Here is a 13,282-nt window from a genome sequence, read left to right as displayed (position 1 = left end):
TTATTTTCCTTTTGATAATCCTTTTTTCAGGGCTTCCAGATAACCGAATCCTTGTTTGCGGTCCGGTTCCAGGATATTTCCTTCGGCCCATTCATTCCAGGATTTTACTACTAAAAATTTTTCAGTATAATTTTTATCTTTCAGAAAAGATGATGCTTTCTCAACCTGTTTTTCAAAAAGTTCCGGACTGTTATTTCCTAAAATAATTCCACGGGTACCACTTCTCGGAGTATTGTCCCAATTGGGAAGGATGCATGGAAAAGTATCAACATCTGTTTCCTCAAAATGAAGATCATTCACTACATCCGGTGTATTCTGAATATCAACAGGCTTCTGAAAATCAGTTGTTTTAAGTCCCAAAAGACCTTTAATTCTATTGGTATAATATTGTTTCGCAGATATATAAGGTTTTTTATTCATATGAGACCGCCATGACCTTATAAAAGCGTTTGATATTTTTGCCTGATAACCTAATTTCTGATACCCATGACTGTCTTCTGTTTTATTACTGGCAATTAAATAGAGACCTTCAAAACCGTTTTCTTTCGCCAGGCTCCTGAATTTCTCAAGATATTCCGGAGCTTTTTCCTGGATGTGCATCGGATCGTAGACTATCAGTACAGGCTTGTTATCTACTTTAATGTATCTGGGATCCTTAAAAAACGGCAGCAGATATTTAAAATGAGCTTCCAAATCCTCATCAGAATATATTTGCTCTGCCAGTACTTTATCTTTCAGGCCGTGCCAGATTCCAGACCATGTTTCGTTGGCCCAGCAGAAACAGAACGGGAAGTCCGGTTTTCCGGATTCCAGTACTTCATTGGCAATGCGCTCAAGCAGCTGTACTCCGTTTCCAAACCAGTAATGGTAATAAATAAAGCCGTATACCCCATAATCGCGAGCCATCTGGGCCTGCTGTTCTCTCACTTCGGGAACACGCAGGTCATAATATCCCAGATCTGCAGGGCAGATAGGTTGCTCATGGCCTTCAAATAAAGGTTTCGCCTTTCCTACATTAGTCCATTCCGTAAATCCTTTTCCCCACCATTCATCATTTTCAGGGATGGGATGGTACTGGGGAAGATAGAATGCAAGCGTTTTTATTTGTTTCATAAATTATTTTTCAAGTGTTTTTATCAGTTTGGCAGGTATTCCTGCTATAACAGAGTTCTTTGGAAAGCTTTTGTTAACAACGGAATTGGCTCCTATAATAGAATTTTCACCAATAGTGACTCCAGGTAATATACAGACTCCTTCTCCGATCCATACGTTATCCTCAATAATCACCGGGCCTTTGGAAGACAGAGGTCTTTCGGCCGGAACTAGGTCCAAATCTTCAACGCTTATGTTGCCATGATAATGGTCCGAAATATATATTCTGCTGGCCATAAGCACATTATTGCCAATGCTGATCTTATCAATGGCTCCAATGTGAACATCAGAGTTAAAATTCACATTATTTCCAATATGAATTTCCGGCTGGAAAGATGTTCCGTAAAAATTATCCCATGCCTCGAGCCTCAGGTTGAATAATGAGCTGAAATTATCACCTATGCTTATGTATTGGGGATTTTTAATCCAAAATGTTTCGGGAAGAACTGACTGTTTTCCGAAGATTTTGAAATTGGTTTTCGCCCAATTGTTATTCTGCTGCTGTTTATATTTTTTATAAGCTTCAGAATGCAAAATTCCGAATAAAAATTTAATAATATGTTTTTTTATAAAGCTCATATCTTTCCGGTTACTTTTCCAGTGATGAATAATACTCGTGAATCAGGCTGTTGATATTTCTTTGTTCCGCTTCTTCAAGTTCATAATAGAAAGGAAGTCTCAGCAGGCAGTCTGTAAAATGATCTGAGTTCGGAATATCAATAGGGGAGTTGTCTTTTAAAAAGAAATCGCTTTTATTCAGACTAAGATAATGGAATACAGGATGAATTCCTTTTGTTTTTAAGAACTGGATGAGGTTGGATCTTTCTTCATAGCTTCTGCAGATTATAAAGAACATATGGGCATTATTGGTTGCGAAAGCCGGTATTTCCGGCAGTGTGATGAAGCCTTTTTCCTGTAATGGTAACAGGCTGCTGTAATATTCGTTCCAGATCCTGATTCTTTTTTCCTGGATGGTGCCCAGGTTTTCAAGCTGTGCATATAAAAATGCAGAAAGTATTTCGGAAGGGAGAAAGGATGATCCGAGATCCACCCAGCCATATTTATTGACTTCTCCTCTAAAAAATGCACTTCTGTTGGTTCCTTTTTCACGGATGATTTCAGCACGTACATTATACTCAGGATTGTTGATCACGAGCATTCCTCCTTCTCCACAGATGATATTCTTGGTTTCATGAAATGAGAAAGCGGCGAAATCTCCAATGGAGCCTAATGCCTTTTTGGTGCCGTCGGAAAAAGTATAATAGCTGTCAATGGCCTGTGCAGCATCTTCCACGACAAAAAGGTTATGCTTTTTAGCCAGATCCATGATTTTTTCCATGTCACAGGCAACACCTGCATAATGTACAGGCACAATCACTTTCGTTTTTTCCGTAATATGCTTTTCTATTTCTGCAGGGTCTATATTGGGATTGTCGGGATATGAATCCACAAAAACTATTCTGGCACCGCGCAAAACAAAGGCATTGGCAGATGAAACGAAGGTATAGCTGGGAACAATAACTTCGTCTCCGGGCTGGATATCACATAAAATAGCAGCCATTTCCAGTGCATCGGTACATGATGTGGTAAGCAGCACTTTTTGAAAGCCAAATTTTTCTTCGAAAAAGGAGTGGCATTTCTTTGTGAAAATTCCATCTCCGGAAATTTTACCGCTTTTTACCGCTTCTTCAATATATTTAAGTTCGTTTCCTACTATAAATGGCTTATTAAATGGGATCATAGTGTTTTAAATTTTGAATCTTTAATTTTTATAAATCTTTTTTCAATATATGTGAAAGAAATGTAACTGATGAAAACAGTTACAAGAGGAATACCAATATATATTCCGATATTAAATACAAATATATTATTATAAAATGCTAATATCTTATAAAAAAGAGGGAATAGCAAAAACATCACAAAAGGATGGTACATATAAATCCCATAAGAAATGTTTCCCAGGTAAGAAAAATATTTGTTTCTGAAGGTAATTGGGTTCGACTGATTAATGCTGACGAGTATCAATAGCAGAAATATAAATCCTAAAATAAGATTCTGAATATACAGTTTGAAGATAGGAACTGTAATAAAAAATCCAATCAACAATAAGACTGCTATATAGATGAATCTACTTTTTGTATATTTTGTTATAGTGTCAGAATATTCTGAATAAAAATAACCTCCCAGCGAACCAATTGCCATATATTCAAATGGAATAATAGCGGTTATTGTGCTAAATATAGAATCGTAAAACTTAAAATTGATTATTATGAAGACTATCAAAATAGCTCCAAAAGCGACAGCCATCCATTTCCGGAAAAAAAAAGCAACAATGATGGGCCAGGCAATATAAAATTGCTCTTCAACCCCTACAGACCAGGATTGGGATGCTCCTACAATCGCTTTTCCTGCGTATAAAGCAAAATTAGGAAGAAATAATACATAAAGTAATATTGCTTTTAAATCATAATTTGAAGAATCTGTAATTCGGTTATAGTATGAAGGTGTTATTGAAAATATCTGAAAGGAATTTACCAAAGCAGGAATGAGAAGAAAAGAAATTAAAATGATGATATAGTACAATGGCCATATTCTGAATATTCTTCTGAGGTAGAATTTTTTAAAATCTATGCAGCTGTTTTTCTTTTTTTCTGATAATAAAAGATAGGTAATCAGAAAACCACTAAGTACAAAGAAAAGATGAACACCGTTTTTGCCTAAATGCTCGATGAAATATGCCGTATATTTTGAGGCAAACAAGGAATCTATTTTGTCCCGGTATTTGAACAGTTCAATGTGATGCAAGATGACAGCGAAAGCGGCAATTGCCCTTAATTCATTTAATCCGCCAAAGAAAATGTGTTTTTTTGAATCCATCTATTTATCGTATAAATTTAACAGGATTTCCTACATAGAGTCCTGATGTATTAATATCTTTAATGACTACACTTCCGCCACCGATCTGGGTTTTGGTAGCTATTGTAATGTTGTCTATAATGGTGGAATTAATACCTATAATGCACTGCTCTTTTATTTTTACAAATCCTGCAATGGCAACAGACGGAGACAAGAAAGAATGTTTTCCGATGACCGTGTCATGAGCCACTGTGCAGGAGATATTCATTAATACATTATCTTCGATTTTAACATTCTGGTCAATAATGCAGCCAGGATATATTACCGATCCCTGTCCGATAGTTACAGACTGATCTCTGTAACAGGAAGAATGAATAAATGTGTGAAACGGAACTTTTCCTTCAAGGTTCTGAAACAGTTCTTTTTTGACATCAAGATGCTTATAACCGATAGCAATCAGAACTGTATCAAATTCATTTTGCTGGTATTTTTCGATCACATCATGGTTTCCTCCAATAACAGGAATCTGGTCAATAATAGTATCCAGCGGCTGAAACTTATCAAAGAAAGCCACCACCTTATCGCTGGAGTCATGATGAATATGATAGGCAATCTGCTGTCCCAAATGTCCGGATCCTATGATGGCAATTCGTTTCATGATTTTTATAAATTATTCTGTGTTTTACTTATAAAGTTATATCAACTTTTTATCCTAAAATTATTTTATGGTCAGACTTGTAAATCAGATAACCGGATCTGTCATTACTGGAGTGAGCGGGTTTAAGATTATCTGATAAAAGTTCTTTTTTGATAATATAACTTTCTTCTTTACCGTTGATAACAGGAAGAAGAAATGCTGTTTCCTCCGATAAAAAGTAAACGCCGGAATAAGCTATTGACTGCACATTTTCAGGCAAGATATACTGGTCTAATGCTATATCCAGTACGGCCTGCAAATAATCGAATCCGGTAGATAGCTGAACAAGATCGGAACCGATAAAATCACCTCCCATACGGCTTCCGATTTCTATGGGATAAATTTTTCCGTCTTCAGTAATCATAAGTTCTATATGAGAAGCTCCGTTTTCAACCTTCGTTGCATTCAGAATCTGGTAACTGATCTTGCGAATTCTATTTTTGATCTCCTCGGAAAAAGAACTTGGCTGGTGATGTGCCAGTTCCACAAAATAAGGCTCTTCCGTTATTTCTTTATCTGTAATAGTAATAATGAGATGTTTCCCCTTACAACTAATGGTTTCTACGCTTACTTCTTTCCCTTTGATAAACTCTTCTGCTACACAGGTTTTAGAAAAGGAAACGTGTACTGCATTTTCTATAGCTTTTTTGCATTCTTCTTGTGAAGCTGCTTTTATCACGCCTAAGCTTCCGGATCTGTCAGACGGTTTTACAATGATAGGGTAAGTGAATGATTCAAAGTCTTTTATATTAAATTCAGAAACTGTAATAGATTGAGGAGATGCTATACCATTTTCCTCGAAGCATTTTCTCATTAAGGATTTATTGGTGGTCAGCAGTGAACATTCAATACTGTTCCCCGGCAATCCCAAATTGTTGGCTACATAGGCTATAGTGGGAATACAGATGTCCGTAGCTATGGTAAGAATACCATCTATTCCTATTTTTTTACATTCTTCAAGAATAATTTCTTTTTCTAAAACTGAAACGTCATAAAAACGATCGGCAATATCTTTACAAATAGCCTTGCCGTCGTCCCATGCAAAACAATGAACTTCCAGTCCGTTCTCTTTTGCTTTTTGAATAAGTGGCAGCTGTAAGTAGCTGGCTCCTAATATTGCAATCTTTTTCATTGTTTATTTTAAAGTTTGAGGGTGATATTTTTAGCGAATGTTATAAGCTTTCAATTTCCTGAATGTTTATAGAGTACTCCTTATTATGCCAAGTGGCAACTCCTGCGTCCATCCATGGCTTTTCCATTTGTTTCTTTAGAAAACCTTTTTCCCAATTGTGAGGAGTGTCAATCTTTTTTACTTTGATTATAAAAGTTGCAGAATTAAGGTCAATACCATTCATTGCTGCCCAAAAGGCACTAAAATCTCTTACACCTTTTATGACATTATTTTGGTTTATTTTATTATCCATTACTCTGAAACCCCATTTTGCCCATGTAGGGCCACTATATAGATATGTGCTATTAGTTCCGTCTTTATTGATGATGGGAAGCCATATTTCTTGACCATTTTTATTTAAATAAGTAAGAGCAATAATATGATTATATTCGCTGAAATGAGATTCTGTAAAAACACCATGATGTGTAATTCCCATATACGGTTTTGAGAATTTTTCAACACTTATAGATAGATTATTTATCCTTTTTCCTATTGCTGTATTTTCAAACCCACTTTTTACTATTGAATTATAAGATACTAGAATTTGAAATAATACGATAAACGATATTCCGATTGTAATTCCTGCTATTCTTAAATCTTTAACCGTAAAATTCTGAAGGATTTTAAATTTTTCTTCATCTTGAGGTAGTATTGGAGGTGTATAGCCGCAGTTTTCTTCCGTACAGCGCTCTGTATTTCTGTTTTGAGCCACATACTGATAGACCGCTTTTCCTGCATGATAAATCCCGGGAATACGTAAGATCCAGCTTAATGGTTTTAGGTAAGTGATGGCACTGAACACTTGAATATAGGTATCCAGTCCTTTATACACTTTTCCGTTTCGTACAGAATGAATATCATCCAGAAGGGTGTCTGTAGGAATATCTTTCAGTAACTCATTTTGTTCTGCGTAATGCTGTGCCGTTTTGAAATCAATCCTTTTTGAAATATCAAAATGTTGGATTGTGACCTTGGTGCGATTGCACAAAGGACATTCACCATCATAATAAAAAGTGAGCCTGGCCGGTTTTTCAGAGCTTTTAAATAATTTTTTCCACCAGGAAACAGGAACCATCAACAGGTAAATGGCACACATGCCCAATCCAAACCAAGGGATAGGATAGCAGATCAATATACCCAAATGTAGGCCCAATCCGATGAACAGTAGAGGGACCCTCCATTTCTTCCTGAAAAAAGTAAAAATAAATATAGTTTCAAATCCCAAAGTTAAATATCCTAAAAAGATCATTAGGTACTTTTGATCTAATAAATAGGGAATTGAAAGGAAATTAGTACATGGTACAGATGTAGGTAACCACATACCTAGGCCTTCTAACCAAAATTTTGAGTCATATTTATATAATGTAGAATCAAAATAAATCATGACTATTCCTACTATAACGGCAATATAATAGTATAATACACTTACGGTATCTGGCGGATTATAATTAAAATGTGTAGTAGAATATTTATATTTTAATAAGAGTCTATCTAAAGATAAGTGTTGTGATATTGGGAGAAACATTATTATAAAGTTAATCGATACATATATATAAAACATATGGTACTCATAGCTATTGATACTTCCAATAAGAATAATGGTCATCAGATAATTGATAATGGTTGCCAGTCTTGTGAAAAGTCCCAGCATGATAAAAATAATGGCAATCATCCATATTTTTATAGGGATTCCAAAGTCAATTTCCGCGGGTTCTAAAAAAGGAATCTTATCGAAGATTAGGTGTCTGAAATAATTGAACTGGACAACATCACAGAATAACACCAATGTGTAGGCAATTCTGAAAATGGAAAGCCCAAGCCCGGAAATTTTTTTATTATAAAGTCTTCTGATCATTTTGTTCTAAAATTTTGGTGAAAATTTCTTCTGCATATTCATACGATGAAAATTCCTGAACCTGCTGTACCGCATTTTTTGAAAAAATTGCATATTGGTTTTTATCCAGCTCGAATATTTTTTTAATTCCTTCTGCCAGCTGGAGGCTGTCTTTCATGGGAATTTTATATCCGTTGTAATTGTCTATAACCATATTGGTAAGTACTCCGGTATCGAAGCCTACAACAGGAGTTCCGCAGGCTAAAGCTTCTGAAACCATCATAGGGCCAGAATCCTCAATAGAAGAGTTAACAAAAACATCGGTTGCCTGATATAATAAGGACAACAGTCTGTAGTCCTTTATATAATCTATTTTCTGCTTCTTAAAGGTAACCCTGTCAAATTCCTTATTTATACTGTTGGAAACAACTAAAAGGTTTATTTTCTTTTTCAGATCTTCCGGAAGCTGCTGATCAAGGATTTCTAAAGCTTCAATAAGATATTTAAAGCCTTTTCGCGGATCTTCCATATTCTGTGCTCCGGTGAGAATATAAAAATTATCATCGGATAAAGAGAAAATATTTTTAGCTATACTTTTGTTCTTATCGTTGAGCAGGGTAGTATCTATCAGGCTGTTGATATTGTAGATGGTCTCCTGTTCCCTGTAGATTTTTGATTTTTTTGCCTGTTCCAGAGTTAAGCCCGATCCTGCAATAATTTTGAAAGAGGCTTTTTGAGCATTTTGATATTTTCTTTCCAGATTATCCTTTGCCACGTGTTTTTGGGATTCATCGGGAATTGCCGGACAGCTATCACAACTGTTCATATAGCCTTCGCATCCCCAGGAAAAATGGCATCCTCCTGTGAAATGATTCATATCCACGGTGATATTGTATATCTTGGCTTGTGTAGCTTTTTGAATATTGAAAAGATCCGTGCTGTTTAGAAAATCAATAGTCATACCGGTAAAAATATAATCCGGGATAAAACCTACTGACTTTAACAGGCTGTCTACATTGATATTCTCTGTAATTTCGTCTTTGCTTAGAAAAGAATACTTACCGTCTGTGGTTAATGTTTTTGTTACTGCAGCCTGAGGATGGGGCTGTATCAATTTTGCTTTTATTTTCCGTATTGCCCGCTCTGCTAAAGATAGGGTTTTAGTAACAGGAGAATGCTGTACATGAATATAAGGTTTTATAAAATCATCAGCTTTTGTTTTATTCTTTACGCACATCACTACTTCATGTCCCATATTTTTTAAAATATGAGCCACTTTGTACATAGCTTCATAGGCACCGTTTACATCCCCTGTAGATAAAACTAATATCTTTTTCATATTTACCACCTTACATCCATATGACAGGAGGATGAATGATCCCATTATCAGTATCTCCTGTAAGAAAGTTTTCGTGCCCTGTTTCAACAATATTGATCTGGACGCCTCCCTTTATATAATCATAAAGCTCAACTCCCGGAGTATCTAATGCCACGGAAAGTATATAGGTATTGGGAATAAGTTTATAGCCTTCAATCTGTATAGACAGACTGTTTTCATGCATGTCACCAAATGTTTTTCTTGTAATGAAAATAACATTTTCAAACTTGTCTAAAATGGCAATATTAACGCGGATACCCTTATCAACGCTTCTGTTGACATAATCTATATTGATGTTAATATTATCGGTATGGCTGAACTCCATGGTCTCAATATTCTTACTATTGAAAATCTTAACATTATGGATTTGAGCCTTTTTGCTCAGATCTTCAATGTATTTGAATTCAGAATTTGGAGATAATTCGTGGATGATATAGTTTTCCAAAACTTTATTGATGCTTCCCTGATCTGCAAGCTGACCGTTTTTCATAAGAATACCGGTATTGCATAACTGTTTTACGGCAGCCATATTATGGCTTACAAATAAAATGGTCCTTCCTTCTCCTTTGGTAACATCACCCATTTTTCCAATGCATTTTTTCTGGAAATCTGCATCTCCTACAGCCAGAACCTCGTCAACGATAAGGATTTCAGACTCAAGGTGTGCGGCCACTGCAAATGCAAGGCGCACATACATCCCCGAAGAATATCTTTTTACCGGAGTATCTATGTATCTTTCCACTCCTGAAAAAGCAACGATCTCATCAAATTTTCTTGTGATCTCTTTTCGTGTCATTCCGAGAATGGCACCATTGAGGAAGATATTTTCACGACCCGTCATTTCAGGATGAAAACCTGTACCTACTTCCAATAAAGAGGCAATTCTGCCGTTGGTTTGTATTTTTCCGGTGGTAGGTTTGGTTACCTTACTCAGAATTTTCAGCAGGGTAGATTTTCCGGCACCGTTTCTGCCGATGATGCCTACAGCACTTCCTTGCTCGATTTCAAAATCGATATCACGGAGCGACCATACATATTCAGAATCTCCCTTCGTTGTTCTGTCGTTGGCTTCCCCAATTTTTAAATACGGGTCTTCCTTGCCTCTTACTTTGTGCCAAAACCTGTTCAGGTCATGAGAAAGCGTACCTGTTCCCACTTGTCCGAGACGGTATTGTTTTGATATATTTTCTGCTTTTAAAGCCAGCATAGTTTAATTGGAATTTAAAATTAATAAAAAGATGGTTTCCTAAACAGTATCCATGAAGGTCTTTTCAACCTTATTGAAAACAACAACACCTATCATCAGAAGGATCAAAATGATCACTGAGCTGATTCCCAGCATTGCAGGTGAAAAATCTCCGGTACCGATCCATGCATATTTAAAGCATTCAAAAATACCTGTCAGTGGATTATAATAAGCCAGCTTTTTGAAAACTCCCTGCAGTGCAGATACCGGATAAATTACCGGAGTTGCATACATATACAGGCTTATTCCGAACCCCAACAACATGCTGAGGTCTTTGTACTTGGTAGTAAGTGAAGAGAAAATCATTCCGACTCCTAAGGCGAAAAAAGCCATCAGGATGATAAGGAACGGGGTGGCAAGAACCCAGATGTTGGGATGAACTTCTCCTTTGGAAAGGTAATATATCCAGGCCAGAATAAATAAAAGGAATTGTACTGCAAACCGCATCAGATTGGAGATCACTATTGACAAGGGTGTTACAAGTCTTGGAAAATAAACTTTTCCAAAAATACCGGCATTTCCTGCAAATGTATTAGAAGTTGCGATAAGTGAGGTTGAAAAATAATTCCAAAGGGTAACTCCTGCAAGATAAAATAAGAGAGGAGGCCCATCTGTAGGAAGTTTAGCTATTTTCCCGAAAACAACAAGATATACAATCGTAGTCAGGATAGGGTTAACAAAAAACCAGACCGGTCCCAGTACAGTTTGTTTAAAGCTGGAAACAAAGTCTCTCTTAACAAACATATAGACCAGATCTTTATATCTCCAGACCTCTTTAAGTTTTAGGTCAAATAAAGAATGCTCGGCATCAATCGTTTCTGTCCACTTCTGCTGTGGTTCATTCATTTGTGTAAGTTTTTGCAAATTTAAAATATTTAATTCTTATTTAGCTTTTTCAATTAATGAATAATTATTCATATAAAACCGAAACCAACAACTAATATATTAATATTTGTTATTATGAACAAAAAACTATTAGCCATAAAGCCAATAGTTACTGAAGTTTATAATAAGAATCTTATTTGTTAACGAATTGTTTGGAATATTCACTGTATGAACTTTCACCTGAAATAGATTTTGGCTCTGCTTAAATATTATTTCTTTAATTTAAAATTCGTTAACAGCTTTGATGATAGCCTGAATCTCTTCCTCTTCCAAAACAGAAGAAATTGGAAGGCTTAGTACCTCATGATGCATTTTCTCTGTGATGGGGAATGAGAGGTGGCTGTACTCTTTGTAGGCTTCCTGCTTGTGAGGCGGGATAGGATAGTGGATAATGGTACTGATGCCTTTTTCCGTTAAATAAGCCTGAAGCTCATCTCTCTTTTCTGTTCTTATCACGAAAACATGCCATACATGCTCTTTTTCGTCAGCTGGATTTTCAGGAAGGATAATCTTAGGATTGTTGATCTCAGAGATGAATCTTTTGGCTATTTTTCTCCGGGTATCGTTTTCATGGCCAATGTATTTTAGTTTCACATCCAAAACAGCGGCCTGAATTTCATCCAGCCTGGAATTTAATCCTTTATAAATATTGACATATTTCTGGCTTGAACCGTAATTGGCTATAGCGCGTATGGCCTCGGATACTTCTTTGTCATTCGTGGTTACGGCTCCCGCATCACCTAAAGCACCAAGGTTTTTCCCGGGATAAAAGCTGAAGCCTGCAGCATCGCCTAGGTTTCCGGATTTAATACCGTTCCATTCCGCACCGATTGCCTGTGCATTGTCTTCTACGATCTTTAGATTGTATTTTGATGCGATATTTTTAAGCTCTTCGGAAAAAACAATTCTTCCCTGAAGATGAACAATGAGAATGGCTTTTGTTTTCGGTGTTATTTTTTCTTCAATTTTTGAGATATCAATATTATAGGTATTGGCATCCGGTTCTACAAATACAGGGATAAGTCCGTTATCTGATAAAGCCAGGACTGAAGCGATATAAGTGTTGGCCGGAACAATGACTTCATCACCGGGTTCCATGATGCCCAGCTCAATATAGGCACGGAAGATAAGACGCAGAGCATCCAATCCGTTGGCTACTCCTAAGGCGTATTCTGAACCGACATATGATGCAAGGTTGGTCTCGAAGTTTTTAAGCTCGCTTCCCAGCAGGTACCAGCCGCTGCGGAAAACACTTAAAAGTTTATTTTCAATTTCCTCCTGATATTTAAGGTTTATTTTTTTTAAATCTAAAAAATTAATCATTTTCGTAACCGTTTTTTATTTCAATTTTCAAAGCTCCACTTTTCCAAGGCATTTCTTGAGAAATTATAGAGCAGTGGTCATCGCTTTTTCACTAATATATAAATTCCTGTTATTGGATTTCATATATTATTAGCTTTCATATTTTTTATTTTTATCAGTCGTCTTTTTAAATTCTTCATAATCTCTGAAGTAATCTGCCTCATCGTATTCTTCCGAAGCCAGACATAACAGTACTGCATTATGGGAAAACTGAATGTCACGCCATACCAGTTTGGGAATATATAAACCTTTTGTAGGATGATCTAAAGTAAAAACTTCCTTATGGCCATCTTTATCTTCTGTATTAAAGATAATGGTTCCTGAAACAGCAAAGATGATCTGCTGCAGTGCCCTATGAGCATGTCCTCCTCTCGTTACATCATGAGGTGTATAATACGTCCAGTAGACACGTTTTATCTCAAACGGGACATTTTTCTGAGTCTCCGCTATAGTAATATATCCCAGAGATGATGATCCTATTTTATCGAATGTAATGATTTGCGGTTTATTGTATTCCATTAATGTTTATAAATAATTCTTTAAGCCCTCAAAGTTAATTATAAAATTGCTATCGGAGTACAGCCTGGTATTATTATGTAAGTCTGTATAAAAAATTACATCAAATAGGTGTTTCGGATTAGAGAAAATACGAGATAATGCTGCATTAAAAAACTATCGGCTATAAAGCCAATAGTTCTTAA

12 protein-coding genes are annotated in these 13,282 nt (G+C 36.1%); all 12 read right to left on the bottom strand.

Annotation, left to right across the window (positions count from 1 at the left end):
• Positions 1 to 1,113, bottom strand: coding sequence for a glycosyltransferase WbsX family protein (locus ACMGDK_RS08245; protein WP_436807489.1), 1,113 nt, complete (start codon positions 1,111 to 1,113; stop codon positions 1 to 3).
• Positions 1,114 to 1,116: 3 nt separating this feature from the next.
• A complete protein-coding gene (locus ACMGDK_RS08240) occupies positions 1,117 to 1,731 on the bottom strand; it encodes a DapH/DapD/GlmU-related protein (RefSeq protein ID WP_436807488.1) in 615 nt (204 codons plus the stop codon).
• A gap of 10 nt (positions 1,732 to 1,741) precedes the next feature.
• On the bottom strand, positions 1,742 to 2,893 hold the full coding sequence (rffA, locus tag ACMGDK_RS08235; RefSeq protein WP_436807487.1) for a dTDP-4-amino-4,6-dideoxygalactose transaminase: 1,152 nt from the start codon (positions 2,891 to 2,893) through the stop codon (positions 1,742 to 1,744).
• Positions 2,890 to 4,029 (bottom strand): acyltransferase family protein, encoded by a 1,140-nt coding sequence (locus ACMGDK_RS08230; RefSeq protein ID WP_436807486.1) that lies wholly within the window; start codon positions 4,027 to 4,029, stop codon positions 2,890 to 2,892. The genes rffA and ACMGDK_RS08230 overlap by 4 nt, the downstream gene beginning before the upstream one ends.
• Before the next feature lie 4 nt (positions 4,030 to 4,033).
• Positions 4,034 to 4,666: an acetyltransferase gene (locus ACMGDK_RS08225; RefSeq protein ID WP_436807485.1), complete on the bottom strand. Its 633-nt coding sequence runs from the start codon at positions 4,664 to 4,666 to the stop codon at positions 4,034 to 4,036.
• Positions 4,667 to 4,715: 49 nt separating this feature from the next.
• Entirely contained in the window at positions 4,716 to 5,837 is a 1,122-nt protein-coding gene (locus ACMGDK_RS08220) for an ATP-grasp domain-containing protein (protein ID WP_436807484.1), read from the bottom strand.
• A 40-nt stretch (positions 5,838 to 5,877) separates the two neighbouring features.
• Positions 5,878 to 7,731, bottom strand: coding sequence for a DCC1-like thiol-disulfide oxidoreductase family protein (locus ACMGDK_RS08215; RefSeq protein WP_436807483.1), 1,854 nt, complete (start codon positions 7,729 to 7,731; stop codon positions 5,878 to 5,880).
• Positions 7,712 to 9,049, bottom strand: a complete 1,338-nt coding sequence (locus ACMGDK_RS08210) for a glycosyltransferase (protein WP_436807482.1) — start codon at positions 9,047 to 9,049, stop codon at positions 7,712 to 7,714. The genes ACMGDK_RS08215 and ACMGDK_RS08210 overlap by 20 nt, the downstream gene beginning before the upstream one ends.
• Before the next feature lie 10 nt (positions 9,050 to 9,059).
• A complete protein-coding gene (locus tag ACMGDK_RS08205) occupies positions 9,060 to 10,295 on the bottom strand; it encodes an ABC transporter ATP-binding protein (RefSeq protein ID WP_436807481.1) in 1,236 nt (411 codons plus the stop codon).
• 39 nt (positions 10,296 to 10,334) lie between these two features.
• Entirely contained in the window at positions 10,335 to 11,180 is an 846-nt protein-coding gene (locus ACMGDK_RS08200) for an ABC transporter permease (RefSeq protein WP_436807480.1), read from the bottom strand.
• A 261-nt stretch (positions 11,181 to 11,441) separates the two neighbouring features.
• Entirely contained in the window at positions 11,442 to 12,542 is a 1,101-nt protein-coding gene (locus ACMGDK_RS08195) for a DegT/DnrJ/EryC1/StrS family aminotransferase (RefSeq protein ID WP_436807479.1), read from the bottom strand.
• A 129-nt stretch (positions 12,543 to 12,671) separates the two neighbouring features.
• Positions 12,672 to 13,100, bottom strand: coding sequence for a sugar 3,4-ketoisomerase (locus ACMGDK_RS08190; protein WP_436807478.1), 429 nt, complete (start codon positions 13,098 to 13,100; stop codon positions 12,672 to 12,674).
• Positions 13,101 to 13,282 lie beyond the last annotated feature (182 nt).

The sequence above is a fragment of the Chryseobacterium hilariae genome, assembly GCF_051400735.1.
GTDB lineage: Bacteria > Bacteroidota > Bacteroidia > Flavobacteriales > Weeksellaceae > Chryseobacterium.
The sequence above is the reverse complement of the archived record's forward strand: the minus strand, read 5'-3'. Positions and strand labels throughout refer to the sequence as shown.